Consider the following 18,692-nt stretch of genomic DNA (forward strand, 5'->3'; position numbering starts at 1 on the left):
CGCTTGTGGGGCCCCCAGGCTCTGCCCTAGACTACGCGGATCGCCGGCCGCGAACCTCGTGCCGGCCGTCGCTCGTCGGCGTCGGCGAGCCGTTCAAGGAGGACCTGAGTCATGGCGGAGCGACAAGCAGCAGAGATGCCCTCCGAGGGGGCGGACGCCACAGCGCCGGTGTCCGACGCGCGCCCGCGGGCGCAGGACGGCGCGGAGCACGTGTCGGGCACGCTCTTTCGCGGCGCGGACGGCGACCTGTACTTCATCCCAGATCACCGGCTCCCGCTCTTCCGCGTCTTCGACACGTCGAGGGCCCGCGTCGAGCCGCTGCTCGGCCAGGAGCCGAGCCAGCCGTCGGCGGACGTCTCGCACGCTCGGCTCGAGGCGGTGTATGCCACCATCGAGATCCACGACCCCAAGAACGCGGACGGCTCGCCCGCCGCGATGGACGGCATCATCGCCGCCACGGTGCTCCCCGAGACCGATTGACGGGCTCCTTCGGCCTGCCGCGAGGGGCGCCTCGTCGGCGTCTACTCCAGGTCCAGGGACGAGCAAGCTTCCGTACCGTTGAGGTGGCCCACGTTGGCCATGCGCATGTCCATCCACGTGCCGAGGTCGAGCGCCCATTCGCTCGAATAACGGCCGTCGGCCCGCGCGATGGCCGAGAGCGGTACGTTCACCAGCTCTTCCCGGGTCACCTCGCCGTCGGCGTTTCCATGGGTCGGATGGTTGTCCGCGCCGGCGATGGGGTCGAATCGCACCTGGGCCGCCGCTTCGTCCATGCGATCGAAGAACAGGTGATCGCCGCGGATCACGAGGTCGGCCCGCTCGGTCGCGCCGGAGCGCAGACGGATCGTCGGACCCGAGCCCTCGTCGGCGCTCCACAGCAATCCACCGCTGCAGAAATCCTGGAAGAGGAAGCTCCACCGGAACACCTTGGTCACCTCCCCCTTGGTCGCCTTGCCCTCCACGTACGCGCCGGTCGTCAGCGACTCGACCAGGGCCAGATCCTCGTCGGTCACCCCAGGACCTAGCCACTCCTCGGCGTCGTAGTACTCGCGCGGCGGGAGGGGCCCGACATGGTAGGTGAAGCCGCACTCCCCGGTGGCGAGGACCCTGGCGACCTCGTGCTTCCCCGCCACCCGCGCGTCGACGAGCGTGGGCGTGTCCGCGATGGCGGTGACGGCGCACGCGGAGGACTCGTGGGTGGTCACGTACCGCGCCGCGAGCAGGAATTTCGAAAACTCGATGCTCCAGCCGTCGGAGCTCTGCACGCCGCCGACGACGACGGCCGCGCCCGAGATCGTGTAGACGAGCTCGCCGGGCTCGGGCCTTGTCTCGCTCGGCAGGCAAGCGCCCAGGGCGAGGAGCGCGGCGGTCGTGAGGAGCGAAGCACGGGAGCTCATCGTTCCCCTCCTGGGCTCAGAACCCACCCTCCACACCGATGCTCGGAATCGTGACAGGGCCGATCGCTTCTCCACCGATCACCTCCTTGTGCGCGGTCACGTTCATCCCTTCGAGGACCGCCGAGATCCAGCCGCGCTCGCCGATGGACCAGCGCCTCTCGATGCGCGCGTCGAGCCGGTAGAATGGAGGATCGCGGTCGATCCTCGCTTGCTCGCCCGAGCCGTCGCGCTCCTCGGCGGCGAGCGAGGCGCCCGGGCTGCCCGTGTAGAACAGGAACCTCGCTCCGGCGCGCCAGTTCCGGTCGAGCTGGTAGGTCAGCGCGAGGTTGGCGACGTGGGTCCGGTCGAACGGGGCGGGGGACCGCGAGCGCCCGGCGGCCTGGGTCGAGCGCGACAGCGTGTACGAGGCGAACCCGCCGAGCTTCCGGGTGAGGCGGCGCCTCGCGTAGAGCTCGATTCCGTAGCTCGACCCGAGGGTCCGGGGCACGTCCGCGAGGTCGTCGAAGTCGTCCGTCCACCCGTGCGCCACGGCGCCCAGCGCGTCCGTCATGTCGAAGAACGCGTTGTAGAACGCGGTCGCGCCGGCGGTGACCCCCTCGGGGAGATCCGCCTCGACGCCGGCGCTCCCCTGAGCGCTCTTCTGGAGCCCACCGCGCAGGCCCGCCACCTGAACCCCGGGGAGCGGCGCCACGGTCGAGGGCGGCTGATGCGCGACGCCGAACGCGTTCACGAGGCGCAGCCTCTTCGTCACGTCGAGCCGGGACGCGAGCCGGCCATCCACGCCGACGGCCGTCGCGCCGCCGGAGGCGAACAGGTCCGCGCGCACGCCGGCGGTCAGCTCGAACCGGGGCGCGAGCCTGAGGACCACGTCGGCGTGGGCGCCCAGCGCCGCGTCGTCGCGCGAGCCGAACTGCTGCTCGAGCCGCTTGGAGCCCCCGCGGCTGACGGTATAACCGACGATGTCGGTGACGTAAGAGTCGATGGACCCGTCCACGCCCACGCGGACCTCGGCGTCGGGGTGGACGCGATAGATGACGTCGGCCCGGGTCGCGACCATGCGGTCTCGCGCGGTGCGATTGCCGTCCAGCGCCGTCCGATCGAACCCGAGGAGCGCGCCGAGCCGCAGCTCGCCGTTCTGAAACCGATGTCGGTACCTGAGGTCGAGGCGGTAGAACTCCACGCCGAACAGGACCGAGAGCCCGTCGTCCCGCTCCTCCCCGAGGAGATCGTACGATCCGAAGCTGAAGACGGTGAGGCGATCGTCCGGCGTGACGTCGTAGGTCAGGCGAGCCTGGTAGTCGCGGTAGTCGATCACCGCGTCCGGCGCGATCAGCGACGCGACCGCCGCCGTGTACGAGTACCGGCCGCCGAGCAGGACGGTCCCGCGCCCGTCGGCGAACGGCGCCTCCACCATCGCGCCCGCGTCGAACAGGCGGATGTTCCCCTCGCCGTGGAGCTCGGGCCGCGGCTCCGCGGTCTCGGCCGCCACGATGCCGCCGACATAGCGCCCGTACCGGGCGGGGTAGCCTCCGGGGTAGAGGTCGACGCGCTCGACGAGCGCCGGATGGACGACCGACGGCCCGGCGGCGAAGTGGTACAGGAGCGGGACGCGGACGCCGTCGAGGAGATATCCGACGTTCGCCGGCGGCGCCCCGCGGACATAGAAGTACGGAAGCCCGGAGATGGCGGGGATCACCCCGGGGAGGATCTCGACGGCGCGAAAGGCGTCCCCGAACGCGCCGGGCAGCTGCCGGACCTCGCCGCGCGCGATGGACTGGGTGGCGGGCGGGAGCTGCTCGCCGCGAACGACGACCTCGATCGGCGCCGGGCTAGCGTCCCGGTCTGCCGGGCGGTCGTGACGTGGCGCGGCGCCCGGCGCCGGGGCGGGCGCCGCGTCCGGCGGCGGCGCGGCGGCCTCGCGGGGCGCCGTGAAGTCCACCCGCATCCGGATCTTCGCCGCCACGGCGACGCCGTTCCGGGTCGCAGGCTCGAAGCGATAGGCGAGGGCGGCGCGGACGGCGGCGCTGGAGAACGGCTCGTGCTGCTCGACCGGCGCTGCCTCGCGAACAGACCCCTTTGCATCGACGGTCACGGTGAGGACGACGGCGGCGTCGCCCGTCGCCCCCGGCGGATACGGCGCTTCGGGGGCGGACAGGAGGCGTGGGGGGACCACCGAGCTCTGCGCCTCGGAGGGCGTCGCCGCGGCCTCGCGCGACCCCTGGGGGCCGGCGGCCGGCTGAGCTCCGGCGAGCGCCGGCAGGAGCCACCCCGCCATGCCGAGGAGCCGTGGCAGCAGCGAGCCCGCCCCGCGCTTCGTTCGCGAGGCGAGGGGAGGGCCGCGCCACGCCCGCGGCCCAGGAGCGCGCCCTGGTGCCGCGACCGGCGCGCGATCCGCGATCTGCAGCCGATGTGTGCCCGGGTAGCGCAGCCTCATCGATGAGCCTATTCCGCGTCACACCCGGGGCCCTTTAACCATGCCTGACGATTTCTCGCGCTCGGCCCCGCGGAGCGGGCGCCATGCCCGCAGCGCGCCGCCGCTTCTATCGCTGCCGGCCGAACGGCGCGGCCGCATCCGCCCGCCCAGCACGAAAACGACGCGCCCGGTGCGGTTCGCGCGGAGGGAGGCCCATCGCCGCGCCGCGACGTCACCGGGCGAGCGCGATGGCGAACGGCGCGAGCCCTCGCCGCCGCAGCACCGAGAGAACGAGCAAGGCGGCCGCCTCGGGCCCGCGGGCGGTCGCGATGTCCCCGAGATCCTCGATCCAGTCCGCCGGCCACCCCAGATCGCCGAGGAGCCGCGCGACCACCGCCTTCGCGCTCTCGTCGTTGCCGGAGAGGAACGCGGTCGGGCGGACGCCGAGGCTCGTGGGATCCGCCATGACGGTGAACAGCATCGTGTTCAGCGTCTTGACCACCGCCGTCTCCGGCAGCGCCGCCTGGAGGCGCTCGGCGACGCTGCCGTTCGGGTAAAGCAGGCTGCCGGGCAGGCCGTCCTCGGCGCGCAGCGTCGCATTCGACACGTCGATCAAGATCTTCCCCTTCAGCGCGTCGCGGAGGGCGCCGAGCCGCTCGACGCTCGTGTCTCCGGGGGTGGCGTTGACGACGATCGCGGCCCTCCGCGCGGCCTCCGCGGGATCGCCGAACGCGACGCGCGCCCCCGAAAAGCTCGCCGCCGCGCGCGCGGGGTCCCTGGTGCCGACGGTGACGGCGTGTCCGGCGCTCGCGAGCTTGCCCGCCAGGGCCCTTCCGACCCGGCCCGATCCGAGGATTCCGATGTTTTCCGAGACGCGTTCCATCTTCAAGACCTCTCTCCTCAGCGAACGGTGGACAGGACGGCGACCGCGCCGGCGTGAAGCCCCGGCGCTGCGGCCAGGAAGTTTTCGCTGGTCAGGCTCCAGCGGTTTCCGCGGGTGTCCGTGACCGCGCCCCCGGCCTCCGCGACGAGCAGCGCGCCAGCGACGAGCCCGGAGAGGACCTGGCTGTATTGCCAGAAGACGTCCATCCGGCCGGCGGCGACCTCCACGAGCTGGAGGGTGGCCGGGACCGAGACGCGCAGCACCAGCGCGCTTCCTAGCATCGCGGCGACCGACTGGCCGATCCGCCGGTGCGTCTCCTGGTCCTCGCCCGGCATGGCCTGGCCGGTCCCGACGAAGGCGGCGTCGAGCGCCGTCTTCGTCGAGGCCCGGAGCCTCCTCGACCCGAGGGTCGCGCCGGCGCCCTTCCGGGCGGTGTACGTCTCGTCGCGGAGGGGCAGGTGCACCGCCGTCAGGACCGGCTCGTTGTCGCGGACGAGCGTCGCCGTGACGCACCAGTCCGTCATCCCGTGAACGTGGTTGATGTTCCCCTCGACCGCGTCGGTGACCCACCACTCGCCGGGCGGGAGCGGCCCGCGCTCGAGCTCGTCCTCAACCCACCCGGCGCCCGGGCGAGCGCGCGCGAGCGGCTCGCGGAGCGCGTCGAGCGACACCGCGTCGTTGTCGCCGAGGGCGGCGAAGATCTCCTCGCGGCTCCCGAGGCGCGGCGCTGTCGAGAAGCGAGCGACGAGCCGCTCTCCTGCCGCGGTGAGCGCCGCGACGACCGCGGGCAGCAGGGCCTCGTCGTCCGCGCGGGCCGCGCTCGGGTCCCGTCGCATGGAATGGTCGGTCATCGGCTCCGAATGGGTCGACATGAATCCTCCTGGGCGTGCGGCTCGCGCGTCCTCGCGAGCTCCAGCGCGGAGGAGTAAACCCTGGACATGGTATGTCGTCCAATGCATCCTTGCTATACGAAGGATTACCCAGATGCATGTGGACATGAACCTGTTGACGGCGCTGGACGCGCTGCTCGAGGAGCGGAGCGTCAGCGCCGCCGCGGCCCGATTGCACCTCTCGCAGCCCGCGATGAGCCGGACGCTGGGGCGCATCCGGGACGCCACGGGGGACCCGATCCTCGTGCGCACCGGGCGGACGATGACGCTGACGCCCCGCGCGCTGGCCTTACGTCAGGAGGTCCACGCCCTCGTCCAGCGGGCGCACGCGGTGTTCGCGCCGGAGCGGGCGCTCGACCTCGAGAAGCTCGAGCGGACCTTCACCGTCCGCTGCCACGACGCGCTCACGACGGCGCTCGGTATGCGGCTGCTCTTCGCGGTGCAGGAGCAGGCTCCTCACGTGAAGCTCCGGCTCCTCGGCGAGCCCGCCGGGGACACCGACGAGCTGCGTCACGGGCGCGTCGATCTCGAGATCGGCGCGACGGAGCCGGCCCTCCCGGAGATCCGCGGGGAGTCGATCGGCGAGGATCGCCTCGTCGTGGCCGTTCGCCAGGGTCATCCGCTCGCGCGCGGCCGGCTCACCGCCAGGCGCTACGCGGAGGCGCTCCACGTCACGGTGTCGCGGCGCGGCCGCCTGCGCGATCGGATCGACGACGCGCTGGAGTCCCAGGGGCTCCGGCGGCGCGTCGTCGCGGCGGCCCCCACGACCGCGGCCGCCGCCCATTTCGCCCGCGAGAGCGACCTCGTTGTCGCGCTGCCGGCGCGGGTCTGCGGTCCGATGTTGCGGGCGCTCCACCTCAGCGCCCGGCCGCTGCCGCTCGACGTGCCGGAGGTCCGGATCGTCCAGCTGTGGCACCAGCGCTTCGAGAGCGACAAGGCGCACGCGTGGCTGCGCGGGCTCACGCGCGAGATCCTTCAGGCCATCTGCCGTGGAGAGGCCTAGTTCCGCCCGCCAGAAGTTCGGCCAGGGATCCGGAGCGAGAGTTCAACGCAAAGGCGCAAAGGCGCAAAGACGCAAAAAAGATTTGTAGTTTTGCGTCTTTGCGTTTATTGCTCTATCGCTCGTGAGGCAGAACCCTTGCGGGAGTTCTGATCCGCGGAACTGGACCAGGGCCGCGTCCTGGAGCGATCTCCGCTGGTTTTCCCTGGACCCTCACGCGCCCTCGTCCGGCGGCGGAGGCCGCTCGCCCGCGGCGACCTGGAGCTCGCGGACGATCGAGAGCAGGGCCGGACAGCAGAAGCGCTCCACCACCGACCCGTCGGAGGCGAGCTCGAACGTCGGCGGCCCGCCGTGCATCGGACAGGCCACGTCGGCGTACTTCGACTCGAGGTCCTTCAGGACGCTGTCGTCGACCTCGCGGACCTCGACGTCAGCGGTCGTGGTCGCTCCCTCGTTCACGTCGTTCGCCATGCGGCGCACGCTAGCACGAAGGGCGCCGCGCCCGGCGCGCGCGGCGCCGCAACCGCGTGGGCTCGGGGAACGCGCCGCCCGAGATCAAGTCACAAAATAGCAGCGCCGCCGGGCGCCTCAGGGGGTAGCGGAGGCCGCCGGCGGAGCTGGCCGGCGGATAAGCATCCTCCGTACCAAGCTCATCCCCCCGGAATTCCCCGCATTTTCTGTCGGGGACGTCGACCCGGCGGTTTCGATCCTGCGAGGGCGGCGTTGCAGCGTTGCAGGATCGCGTGGCGCCGCCGACGGGCCGATTCTCTTCCGCGGCGGGCGCGGCGGGGGCTAGCTTCGACGGCATGAACCGCCTGCGCCCGATCCCCGCCATCACCCTGGCGCTGCCGCTGCTCGCGGCGTGCAGCGCGCCCGCGCCGAGGCCGCCGGACGAGCCGGCCGCGCCCGCCGCCGCGGCCCCGCCGCCGGCCCTCGCGCCTGCCGCGCCCGCGGCAGGCGGAGCTCGCCTGCCGTACCCGGAGACCCCGAAGCGGCCCGTCACGAACGAGTACCACGGCACCAAGGTCGTCGACCCGTATCAATGGCTCGAGGACTCGAGCTCTCCCGAGGTCCAGCGCTGGATCGAGGACCAGAACCGGCTCACGCGCGGCGCCCTCGACGCGCTGCCCGCGCGCGGCGCCGTCCGGGCGCGCGTCGAGGCGATCATGTCGGCGACCTCCACGAACTACTACGCGGTCGACGACGCCGGCGGGCAGCTCTTCGCCCTCAAGGACCAGCCGCCGAAGCAGCAGCCCTTCCTCGTGGTCATGAAATCCGCGAACGATCCCGGCTCCGAGCGGATCGTCGTCGATCCGGAGGTCGTCGACCCGAAGGGGCACACGACCATCGACTGGTTCGTCCCCTCGCGCGACGGCAAGAAGGTCGCGGTCTCCCTGTCCCAGGGCGGCAGCGAGAACGGCACCGTGCGCGTCTACGACGTCGCGACCGGCAAGGAGACGGGCGACATCGTCCCTTACGCGAGCACCGGCACGGCGGGCGGCAGCCTCGCCTGGACCGGCGATGGCAAGGGGTTCTACTTCACCCGCCACCCGCACGCCGGCGAGCGCCCGCAGGAGGACATGGGGTTTTACCAGCAGATCTACTTCCACAAGCTCGGCGCGCCGGAGAAGGAAGACAAGTACTCGCTCGGCAAGGACTTCCCCCGCATCGCCGAGGTGGAGCTCCGGACGAGCGAGAGCGGCAAGCTCGTGCTCGCCAGCGTGCAGAACGGCGACGGCGGCGAGTACTGGCATTACCTCCTCGACGCCGCGGGCAAGTGGACCCGCTTCGCCGACCTCCCCGACAAGATCATCCACGCCGAGTTCGGCGCCGACGACCGGCTCTACCTCCTCTCGCGCAAGGACGCGCCGCGCGGCAAGGTGGTGCGCCTCGCGCCGGGCAAGCTCGATCTCGCGAAGGCGGAGCTCGTCGTGCCCGAGAGCGAGGCGGTGATCCAGGATTTCTTGCCCACGAAGGGCCGGCTCTACGTCCGGGATCTGCTCGGCGGCCCGTCCCAGGTCCGCGTCTTCGATCTCAAGGGCAAGGCGCTCGGGGCCGTGCCGATCCCGCCGGTGTCCTCGGTGCGGCAGCTCGTGCGCGCGGACGGCGACGACATGCTCTTCCGCGGGGTCAGCTACACCGAGCCGGCGGCCTGGTTCGCGGTCGCGGCCAAGGACGGCAAGGTGACGAAGACGCCGCTCGCGATGACGTCCCCGGTGTCCTACGCCGACGTGGAGGTCGTCCGCGAGGCGTGCACCTCGAAGGACGGGACGAAGGTGCCCATCAACATCCTGCGCCGCAAGGACACGGCCCTCGACGGGAGCGCGCCCGCGCTGCTCACCGGATACGGTGGGTACGGGATGAGCATCGCTCCCGGGTTCAACCCGCTCTGGCGGCTGTGGTTCGACCAGGGAGGGGTGTTCGCGGTCGCCAACCTGCGGGGCGGCGGCGAGTTCGGCGAGGCGTGGCACCACGGCGGCAACCTGACGAAGAAGCAGAACGTCTTCGACGACTTCGCGGCCTGCGCCAAGCACCTCGTCGACGGCCGCATGACGCGCCCGGACCGGCTCGCGATCATGGGCGGCTCGAACGGCGGCCTGCTCATGGGAGCGCAGCTCACGCAGCACCCGGAGATGGTCAAGGCGGTGATCTCGCACGTCGGCATCTACGACATGCTCCGGGTCGAGCTCACGCCGAACGGGGCGTTCAACGTGACCGAGTTCGGCACGGTGAAGGACCCGGAGCAGTTCAAGGCGCTCTATGCCTACTCGCCGTACCACCACGTGAAGGACGGGACCGCGTACCCGGCCACGCTGCTGCTGACGGGCGCGAACGACGCGCGGGTGGACCCGTTCCACTCGAGGAAGATGGCGGCGCGGCTGCAAGCGGCCACGTCGAGCCCGGCGCCCATCCTGCTCAGGGCGAGCGGCTCGACGGGCCACGGGATCGGGACGCCGCTCGGGGAGAAGATCGAGGAGCAAACGGACGTGTTCGCGTTCCTCTTCAAGCACCTCGGGCTCGAGGCGCCGCCGGCGAACGAGAAGCTCCGGTGATGGAGCGGCCGCGGCCGCCCCCGCTCGGGGTGCGGCCGCGGCCCGGTCACGGCGCGCCTCGGTCGAGGCGCCTCGGTTCACGAGATCTCGTCTACCAGGTGCTGAAGTACGCCCACGACTGGTTGCCGGCGGACGCCTGGAAGCAGTAGCCGCCGTTGCGCTTCGCGGGCAGCGAGATGTTGCCGCCGTTGCAGGTCACGGCCGTGCCGTTGACCGAGAACGTGCGGCCGCTCGCGAAGTTGCCGCAGTTGGCGCCGGTCAGGTTCGCCGTGGTCTCGAAGCAGCGCGCGCCGGTGCCGAGGTTGCCCGAGTTGTAGCTCGGGCCGGTGAACGCGGTCGGGCTCGTGCACAGGTTGCTGCACGGCGCCGTCCCGGTGCTGGGCTGGCACACCCCGGCCACGCAGTTCTGGCTCGTGCAGTCCGCGTTGGTGCTGCACGTATCGCCGTTCGCGCAGTCGGCCGCGCACGTGCCGCCGCAGTCCACGTCGGTCTCGGTGCCGTTCTGCACGCCGTCGGTGCAGGTCGGCGCGGTGCCGCCGTTGATCACGCTCACCCCGAGGGACTGGAGCCACGACGTCACCGGGTAGCGCGCCGACGTGTCGAGCCGCGTGTGCCAGTTGGTCTGCGAGGGCGCCGGGCCAGACCAGCCGGACGGGAACGTGTAATAGGCGTTGACGCCGACGACCACGAGGCTCGTCGAGCTCTGGCGATAGAGCGGGCCGCCCGAGTCGCCGGGGCACAGGCTGGCGTAGCTGGTGCTGCTGGCGTACCCCGGCGTGAGCACGTACGCCGCCGCGACGTCGATGATGCCCTGGCCCGAGACGTAGGAGCCTGGGTGATTCAGGATCGAGGAGGCCGACGCGGTGAGCTCCTGGAGCTTGAAGAGGCCGCCGCCCGTGCCGCTCGGGTCCTCGCAGCCGTAGCCGGTCGCCACGACGGGATCGCCCACCGCGACCGGCGCCCCGTCCACCACGGCGGCCGGGATCGTCGGCGAGAGCTCGTTGACGACGACGAGCGCGAGGTCGGGCGTGTGCCCCGGGTTGAGGACGTTGACCGCGCAATCGGTCGCTCCGTTACTCAGCGCGGCGGCGCAGTCCGCGAGCCACTGCGGGTGGATGTACGTCTGCTCGATCGTCAGCTCGACGTAGGGCCAGATCGGGGGCGTGTTCGTGGCGCTGACCCAGTAGGAGCCGCCCGGCCCGTAGCTCGGGGACACGGCGGCGTTGTACTCGTCATCCACGCAGTGAGCGGCGGTGAGGAAGTGGCGCGGCCCGACCTTCGCCGCGGTGCACCCCGGGCCGAGGACCGTCGACGGATACTCCGATTCGAGCGCCGGTCGCCCCCCGATCAGCGCGTCATCCGCCGCGCCGATCTCCTCGGAGGGCTCGCCGTAGCCCTCCACGCTGCAGGCGACCAAGGACAATGAGAGCAAAGCATATACAGGTGCGCGCACTGGTGGCTTCTCCTGTCGCCCCGATGGTCTCGAGCACCACGCCCGGTCGCCCGCCTCGCGCTCCGTGCCCGCGGGCCGGCGTCCTCCGTCGGCCGCGCTCGCGCTCGACGCGGCGCGCACGCGCCGTGTCTCGCTCTCCGAGGTGCGAACGTCAGTGGAGGACGCGTCCCGTGGTGATCCCACGTCGAGCGCAAGGGCAGGCGCGGCCGTCCAGCGGGACCGCCTGCGCGAGGTCTCGTCGTATCGGCGCGACGGCGATGTCTATGTCATTGGAAAGTATCTTTCCAATGAGAATGCAGCATGGACGCTATGCACGGCATGCATGAGGTCGCCCGGTTGTCACGTCGTCGTTTCACCAGCCAGGATCCCAGGCGAGCCGCCGGAGCGCCTCGCAGAAGGCATCGAGATCGCCCGCCTCGGCGAGCACCTCCCCGACCGGCATGAGGAACATGTTGGCGTGGTCGGGGAAGAACCCTCGACCCGCGGCGAGCTGCCGGCGCCCGAACTCCGTGAGCGCGTCGTGATCGAGCACGAGCCGGCGTAGCCGCCACCGCCCGTCCTCGCAGGTGACGCCGACCTGGAGCGTGGGCCCCCCGACGCGGATCGGGAGCCGGTCGCGGGCGTCCGGGGCGCGGAGCATGGCGATGAGCCGATCGCGGCCCGTGGGGGGCAAAGGCGCCATGCCGCGGAGACTCCCTGCGCATCCGCGGCGCGTCAAGCCGGCGCGGCTCCCCGCGCCGGCATGCCCGCCGCCCGGCGTCCTCCGAGGCCCGTGGGGAGCGACAGCGCGCCGCTTTCGCCGGCCCGACCGGGCGGCTCCTCCGGCGTCTTCCGCGGTGGAGGAGCCGTCCGGCCATCGGACGGCGGCGCACGCCTTTTGGATCGGCGTCAGTTCGGCAGCGGGAGCCAGAGCTGATCGTGGTCAGCGCTTCCCCAGCAGTGGACCATCCCGTTGGTCTTCACCCCGCAGCTGTGCTCGCCGCCCACGCTCAGCTCGACGAAGGTGCCCGCGGGATCGGTGGATTCTCCCTGGGCGTCCGCTCCCCAGCAGTGGATGGTGCCGTCGGTCTTCAGCCCGCAGCTGTGGTAGTCGCCCGCGCCCACCTGGGCATAGATGCCCGAGGGAGCCGTGGTCTGACCTTCGACGTTGCGCCCCCAGCAGCGGACGGTGCCGTTCGTCCTCACCCCGCAGCTGTGGTGGGCGCCGGCGCTGACCTGGAGGAAGTCGTCCGTCGGCGCCGCGGTCTGACCGCTGCCGTTGTGTCCCCAGCACGCCACCTTGTGGTTCGTCTTCACCCCGCAGCTGTGAGTGGCGCCTGCGCTGACCTGGAGGAAGTCGCCCGTCGGAGCCACGGCCTTGCCGGTGGTGTTGTCCCCCCAGCAGAACAGCTTGTGGTCCGATCTCACGGCGCAGTTGTGGAAGGTACCCGCGTCGACCTGGAGGAAGCTACCGCTGGTGGGCCTGCCGGAGACCTGATTGTAAGAGTCGTTTCCCCGGCAGTCCAGGGAGCCGTTCGTCTTCAACCAGCAGGTGTGGAGGTAGCCAGCGCTGACCTGGGTGAACGATCCGGAGGGCTCTGCGCCCTGACCGTCCGAATCGTCACCCCAGCATTCCGAGGTTCCATTCGGCCTGATAGCGCAGCTGATGATTTCGCCGGCGCTGATATGGGAGAACGTCTCCGTCGGCGGCGCGGTGCTCCCGTACAGGGTGTTCCCCCAGCAGGCGATCAGGCCGTTCGACGTCACGCCGCAGGTGTGATGGCGCCGGGCGTTGATCTGAACGAAACCGAAGTAGGTGACGGGCGGCGACGACTCGTCGTCCGCGTCCGCGCCCCAGCAGCGCACGAAGCCATCGGTCGCCAGCCCGCAGCTGTGGTCGAAGCCCACGCTGACCTGCGTGAACGTGCCGGACGGCGCCGTGGCCTTCCCGTTGTCATTCTCTCCCCAGCAGTGGACGGTGCCGTCGGTCTTGACCGCGCAATTATGGTGATTGCCCGCGCTGACCTGGATGTACGTGCCCGTCGGGTCCGTGCCCTGACCCTCGAGGTTGCTCCCCCAGCAGTCGATGGTGCCATTGGTCCTCACCGCGCACGTGTGATAATCGCCCGCGCTGACGTGCACGTACGTGCCCGAGGGGGGCGTGGCCTTGTTCTCGGAGTTGCTCCCCCAGCAGTGGAGCGTACCATCCGTCTTGATCGCGCAGTTGTGGTTGTAGCCCGAGCTGACCTGGGTGTATGTGCCAGAAGGATGCGCGCTCTGGCCGTCGGAGTTGCTCCCCCAGCATGTCACCGCACCGTTGGGGCGCAAACCGCACGTGTGCGAGGAGCCCGCGCTGAGCTGCTTGAAGAAACCGGTCGGCACCGTGGTCTGACCGTCGGAGTTGTCCCCCCAGCAGATCGGAGCGCCGTTCGCCCTCAGCGCGCACGTGTGCCTGTCGCCCGACACGACCGCGAGGCGACCGAAGGGGCCCGAGCTGGGCGGATCCGCCTCGTCGGTTCCCCAGCAGTCCACCGTCCCGTCCATCTTGAGTCCGCAGGTGAGCCCACGGCTCGTGCTGATCTGGTAGAAGGTCCCTGAGGGATCGACAGCGCCGCCATCCGCGTTGTCCCCCCAGCAATCGACTGTGCCGTTGTACCTCAGCCCGCACGTCTGGAGGTTGCCCGCGCTGACCTGGACGAAGGTGCCCGTGGGAGCCGTGGCCTGGCCTTCGTCGTCGAGGCCCCAGCAGAGGATCGCCCCGTCCGTTTTCAACCCACAGGTGTGGTAGGCGCCCGCGCTGAGCTGGACGAAGGTGCCCCCGGGGGCCGCGGTCTGTCCAAAGACGCCGTACCCCCAGCAGGTGACCGTGCCGTTCTCCCTCAGCCCGCAGTTGTGGTATTCGCCCGAGCTGACCTGCGTGAAGGTGCCCGTGGGGTCGCCGCCCTCTCCAAAGTTGTTGCGCCCCCAGCAGTCGATCGTGCCGGTCGTCCTCAGCGCGCAGGTGTGGTATGCACCCGTGCTGACCTGAACGTAGGTCTTATTGGGATCCGGCGGTTCCGGCAAAGGGCTCCACGGAGAGACGGGAGGCGAGGCCTGACCGTCGTCGTCGCGCCCCCAGCAGTGGATCCCGCCGGACGGGGTCAACCCGCAGCTGTGGTGGCCGCCCGCGCTCACCTGAACGTAGGGGCCACTGTTTGAGGGGACCGTGGTCTGGCCATGGTCGTTGAGGCCCCAGCAGAGCGCCGTGCCGTTTGACTTCACCGCGCAGGCATGCGCCTCGCCCACGCTCACGAACGGCTCCTCGGAGGCGGCATGGATCGGCGTGTCGTCGTCGCGCAGGGCCTGCGCGATCGAGGCGAGCTCGCCGTCCGCCGGCGCCGTCTCCTTCGGCGCCTCGCCGAGGCACCCGAGCAGGGATACCGCCACGACCTCCAGCGCGAGCCAGGAGCGGAGCCGCCGGCCCGCCCGCTCGCGCGTGCCCGTGACCGCAGGTCTTTCAGGAAGATGCATGGACATAGAGCCTCGATAGGATGGTGGAAGTTATGTCGACCCAAGGTGAGCGCTAACGCGGCAGGGCGCCCGGCGCGCTCCGTCGGACCGGGCGCCCTGCTCGCGACAGGCGCGAATGACGAGAAGGCCAGCGCGCTGCGCGTCCGCCGCGGTGGGCCTGAACGCGCAGCCTCGACGCTCATCGTGCGTAGAGCTCTTTACCTGCCTTGTTCATGGCGGTGGTTCCTCCGAGAGATGCGCGCTGACCGTCACGCGGCGCCGCGTGGCGACGAGGCGAGTGGCAATCGGCGTGCCCGGGTCGACGCCGGCTCGGCCCCGCCGCGCAGCCCATCGACGCGGCCGCAGCCTCCGCGGCGCGCGCCGCGCGACGAGCGGCCCTCGTCGCGCGGCGCTGGCCGTCCGGCAGCAAGCCGGCGGCGCGGCTCGGGTGGCACGTGCCACCCGGGCCTGTGGCACGTGCCACCCGAGCCGCACCGCCGGAGCAGCCCATCGGGCGCCGCGCATGATCGTTGAATATGAGCCGATTAAGTGCTTCGCGCGACGCGCCTTGCTGGTACGCCCGGAAAGCTCGCAGGGGATCGCGCGCGGCGCACGGCGGCGCCACGCGCGCGCGGCCAGCTGTGAACCTGCGATCCGATCCGGCGCTCTGCTCGCCATGCTCTGCTTGCAGGCCAAGAAGGTGCTGCAGCCCGAGCTCGACAGTTCGAGAAGCCGACCTGGATCAAGGTCAAGATCGAGGTCATCCCCTGGTCGGATCTGCTCAACCGGATCCTCGGCGCCACCACGAGCCGTCCCCCGCGACGGAGGAGCCCTCCCGGTCCACCCGACGGCGGCGCCGACCGGAGAGCGCGGCGTCAGTTCGCCAGCGGGGGCCAGAGCTGGTCGAGGTCGCTGCGCCCCCAGCAGTGGACCGAGCCGTCCGCTCTCAACGCGCAATTGTGAAACTCACCCACGCTGAGCTCGACGAAGGTGCCCGGCGGAGCCGTGGCTTCTCCCTCCTCGTTTCTCCCCCAGCAGCGGATGGTGCCGTCCGTCCTCAACCCGCAGCTGTGAAGGCGGCCCGCGCCTACGTGGCTGAAGGTGCCCGAGGGAGCCGTGGTCTGGCCTTCCACGTTGCGCCCCCAGCAGTGGACGGTGCCGTTCGTCTTCACCCCGCAGCTGTGAAAGTCGCCGGCGCTGACCTCGAGGAAGTCGCCCGCCGGAGCCGTGGCCTCACCGCTGATGTTGGCTCCCCAGCAGTGCACCTTGTCGTTCGTCTTCACCCCGCAGTTGTGAGCGGTGCCGGCGCTGACCTGGCGGTACGCGCCTGCCGGATCCGCGGCTTCGCCGGAGCTGTTGCGCCCCCAGCAGTCCACCGTTTGGTCCGCCTTCACGGCGCAGGTGTGGAAGGTGCCGGCATCGAGCTGGACGAAGGTGCCGCTGGGCTTGTCGGAGACCTGTGCGTAGCTGTCGTTGCCGTGGCAGTGCAGCGTGCCGTTCGTCCGCAGCCAGCAGGTGTGGAGATAGCCCGTGCTGACGTGGGAGAAGAAGCCGGTAGGCTCCGTGCTCTCGCCCTCCTCGTCGCCCCCCCAGCACCATTTTTGTCCGCCCGCCGTGACGGCGCAGCTGTTGTGCTGTCCCGCGCTCACATGCGCGAACGGCCCCGACGGCACCGTGGCCTTCCCGTGCAGGGTGTCCCCCCAGCAGGTGATGGCGCCGGTCGAGGTCACGCCGCAGGTATGGTGTCTTTTCGCGTTGATCTGAACGAACATGGAGCTGGTGAAGGGCGGCGACGACTGGCCTTGGTCGTTGATGCCCCAGCACTGCACGACGCCATCGAGCCGCCGCCCGCAGCTGTGGTCGAAGCCCGTGGTGACCTGGGTGAACGTGCCGGACGGGGCTGTGGCCTTGCCGTGGTCGTTCTCGCCCCAGCAGAGGATGGCGCCGTCGGTCCGGACGGCGCAGTTGTGGTGGTTGGCCGCGCTCACCTGGGTGAACGTGCCCGCGGGATCCGTGCCCTGGCCCTCGAGGTTGCTCCCCCAGCAGTCGATGGTGCCGTCGGTCCTGACCGCGCACGTGTGGTAATCGCCCGCGCTGACGTGCGTGTACGTGCCCGGGGGAGCCGTGGCCTTGTTCTCGGAGTTGCTCCCCCAGCAGTGGATCGTGCCATCCGTCTTGATCCCGCAGTTGTGGTTGTAGCCCGAGCTGACATGGGTGAACGTGCCAGAAGGATCCGCGGCCTGGCCGTCGCTGTCGTCGCCCCAGCAGCGCACCGCGCCGCTGGGGCGCACGCCGCACGTGTGCCACGCGCCCGCGCTGAGCTGCCGGAAGACACCTGCCGGCGGCGTGGCCTGCCCGTCGGAGTTGTCCCCCCAGCAGATCACCGTGCCGTTCGCCCTCAGCGCGCAGGTGTGCTGGTCGCCCGACGCGACCGCGAGGCGGCCGAAAACGGCCTCGCTGGGCGGATCTGCGTCGTCCTCTCCCCAGCACTCGATGGTGCCGTTCAGCCTCACGCCGCAGGTGAGCCCGTGGCTCGTGCTGATCTGGGTGAAGGACCCCGTCGGATCGACGGCGCCGCCATCCGCGTTGTCCCCCCAGCAGTCGACGGCGCCGTTCGTCCTCAACCCGCACGTCTGGAGGTAGCCCGCGCTGACCTGGACGAACGTGCCCGTGGGAGCCGTGGCCTGGCCTTCGAGGTTGCGTCCCCAGCAGTGGATCGTCCCGTCCGTCTTCACCCCACAGTTGTGGTAGGCGCCCGCGCTGATCTGAACGTAGGTGCCAGCGGGGTGCGTGCTCTGCCCCATGATGTTGTACCCCCAGCAGTGGACCGTCCCGTCCGGTCTGATCGCGCAGTTGTGGAAATCGCCCGAGCTGATCTGCGTGAAGACGCCCGCGGGATCGCTGCCCTGTCCAGCGGTGTTGCTCCCCCAGCAATCGACCTCGTTGGCCGCCGTCAGCGCGCAGCTGTGGTATTTGCCCGCGCTGATCTGGATGTAGGTGTCATCGGGATCTGGTGGCCACGGGACAGGGGACCATGAACCGCCGGGAGGCGTCGCCTGAGCGTCGGTATCGCGCCCCCAGCAGTCGATATTGCCGGACCGCGTCAACGCGCAGCTGTGGTATGCGCCGGCGGCGACCTGGATGTAGGAGATGTCGTTCGTGGGATCATCGGCCTGGCCGTCGCCGTTGAGGCCCCAGCAGAGCACCTCGCCGCTCGGCTTCACCGCGCAGGCATGGAGTTCACCGACGCTCACGATCGGATCCTCGGAGCCGGCATGGAACGGCGTGTCGTCGTCGCGCACCGCCTGCGCGACGGTGGCGACCTCGCCGGCCGCAGGCTCGGGCTCCTTCGGCGCCTCCGCGGCGCACCCGAGCAGGGACACCTCCACGACCCCCAGCGCGAGCCAGGGGCCGAGCCGCCGACCCCCCCTCTCGCGCGGGCGCGTGGCCCCAGGTTTTTCAGGCAAATGCATGGTCATGGACCCTCGATGTGATGGCAGAAGTTATGTCGACCCAAGGTGAGCGCTGCAGCGGCAGGGCGCCCGGCGCGCTCCGCCGGACCGGACGCCCTGCTCACGACAGTCGCGAATGAAACGACACGGCCAGCGCGCTGCGCATCCGCCTCGATGGGCGTGGCCGCTCGGCCTCGATGTCGTTCGTGCGCGGAGCTCCTCGCCTGCCTTCTTGGCGGCGGTGATGTCCCCGAGCGGTGCGCGCTGGCCGCCACACGACGTCGCGTGGCGGAGAAGTGAGTGGCAATCGGCGTGCCGTGCCAGCGTCCGCTCGATCCCGACGCGCAGCCCGCCGCCGGGCGGCGGTGTTCACGGCGCGCGTCGCGCTCCGAGGTGCTTCGCGGCGGGCGCTCCCCGTCCGGCAGCAGGCCGGCGGTGCCCGGGCAGGTGGCACGTGGCACGCGCCCGGGTGGCACGTGCCACCTGGAGGCACGCCGCCGGAGCAGCCCATCGCCTGCGGCGCGACGACCGTTGACACTGAACCGATTAAGTGCTTCACTCGCGTCGCCGTGCTTGAACGCCTGGAAATGTCGCAGGGGGCAGCCTGCGCGTGCTGCGTGCGCCGAGCGGGGTTGCGCGGCACTCGCCCGGTGCGCCGTGGATCTGCGATCGGCCGCGGCGCT

Annotated in this window: 12 protein-coding genes; 3 read left to right on the plus strand and 9 right to left on the minus strand. The window is 71.0% G+C overall.

Features of this window, described 5'->3' with window-relative positions; translation table 11 throughout:
• Positions 1 to 111 precede the first annotated feature (111 nt).
• The gene (locus WMF26_RS05315; RefSeq protein ID WP_437999406.1) at positions 112 to 480 is read left to right on the plus strand and encodes a hypothetical protein; all 369 of its coding nucleotides are present in this window, start codon (positions 112 to 114) and stop codon (positions 478 to 480) included.
• 41 nt (positions 481 to 521) lie between these two features.
• Here the strand turns inward: WMF26_RS05315 and WMF26_RS05320 are convergent, their stop codons facing one another.
• The 4 genes from WMF26_RS05320 to WMF26_RS05335 all read right to left on the minus strand — a co-directional run bounded on the left by WMF26_RS05320 (position 522) and on the right by WMF26_RS05335 (position 5,565).
• Complete coding sequence (locus WMF26_RS05320; protein ID WP_437999407.1) at positions 522 to 1,397, minus strand: hypothetical protein; 876 nt, start codon at positions 1,395 to 1,397, stop codon at positions 522 to 524.
• A gap of 16 nt (positions 1,398 to 1,413) precedes the next feature.
• Positions 1,414 to 3,672: a TonB-dependent receptor domain-containing protein gene (locus WMF26_RS05325; protein WP_437999408.1), complete on the minus strand. Its 2,259-nt coding sequence runs from the start codon at positions 3,670 to 3,672 to the stop codon at positions 1,414 to 1,416.
• Positions 3,673 to 4,042: 370 nt separating this feature from the next.
• Complete coding sequence (locus tag WMF26_RS05330) at positions 4,043 to 4,693, minus strand: NADPH-dependent F420 reductase (RefSeq protein WP_438002379.1); 651 nt, start codon at positions 4,691 to 4,693, stop codon at positions 4,043 to 4,045.
• 17 nt (positions 4,694 to 4,710) lie between these two features.
• The gene (locus WMF26_RS05335; RefSeq protein WP_437999409.1) at positions 4,711 to 5,565 is read right to left on the minus strand and encodes an inositol monophosphatase family protein; all 855 of its coding nucleotides are present in this window, start codon (positions 5,563 to 5,565) and stop codon (positions 4,711 to 4,713) included.
• Between the two features lie 112 nt (positions 5,566 to 5,677).
• Between WMF26_RS05335 and WMF26_RS05340 the strand changes: the two genes are divergently transcribed.
• Positions 5,678 to 6,586 (plus strand): LysR family transcriptional regulator, encoded by a 909-nt coding sequence (locus WMF26_RS05340; RefSeq protein WP_437999410.1) that lies wholly within the window; start codon positions 5,678 to 5,680, stop codon positions 6,584 to 6,586.
• Positions 6,587 to 6,796: 210 nt separating this feature from the next.
• Here the strand turns inward: WMF26_RS05340 and WMF26_RS05345 are convergent, their stop codons facing one another.
• Entirely contained in the window at positions 6,797 to 7,054 is a 258-nt protein-coding gene (locus WMF26_RS05345) for a hypothetical protein (protein WP_061621162.1), read from the minus strand.
• A 335-nt stretch (positions 7,055 to 7,389) separates the two neighbouring features.
• On the opposite strand from WMF26_RS05345, the gene WMF26_RS05350 reads away from it, so the two are divergent.
• On the plus strand, positions 7,390 to 9,636 hold the full coding sequence (locus WMF26_RS05350; protein ID WP_437999411.1) for a prolyl oligopeptidase family serine peptidase: 2,247 nt from the start codon (positions 7,390 to 7,392) through the stop codon (positions 9,634 to 9,636).
• 91 nt (positions 9,637 to 9,727) lie between these two features.
• Here the strand turns inward: WMF26_RS05350 and WMF26_RS05355 are convergent, their stop codons facing one another.
• From WMF26_RS05355 to WMF26_RS05370, 4 genes are all read right to left on the minus strand, one after another.
• Positions 9,728 to 11,059: a trypsin-like serine protease gene (locus WMF26_RS05355; protein WP_437999412.1), complete on the minus strand. Its 1,332-nt coding sequence runs from the start codon at positions 11,057 to 11,059 to the stop codon at positions 9,728 to 9,730.
• Positions 11,060 to 11,441: 382 nt separating this feature from the next.
• On the minus strand, positions 11,442 to 11,771 hold the full coding sequence (locus tag WMF26_RS05360) for a hypothetical protein (RefSeq protein ID WP_437999413.1): 330 nt from the start codon (positions 11,769 to 11,771) through the stop codon (positions 11,442 to 11,444).
• Between the two features lie 206 nt (positions 11,772 to 11,977).
• On the minus strand, positions 11,978 to 14,578 hold the full coding sequence (locus WMF26_RS05365; RefSeq protein WP_437999414.1) for an RTX toxin: 2,601 nt from the start codon (positions 14,576 to 14,578) through the stop codon (positions 11,978 to 11,980).
• A gap of 854 nt (positions 14,579 to 15,432) precedes the next feature.
• Positions 15,433 to 18,036: an RTX toxin gene (locus tag WMF26_RS05370; protein ID WP_437999415.1), complete on the minus strand. Its 2,604-nt coding sequence runs from the start codon at positions 18,034 to 18,036 to the stop codon at positions 15,433 to 15,435.
• Positions 18,037 to 18,692: the final 656 nt, after the last annotated feature.

Source organism: Sorangium sp. So ce185 (assembly GCF_051526825.1).
GTDB lineage: Bacteria > Myxococcota_A > Polyangia > Polyangiales > Polyangiaceae > Sorangium > Sorangium cellulosum_D.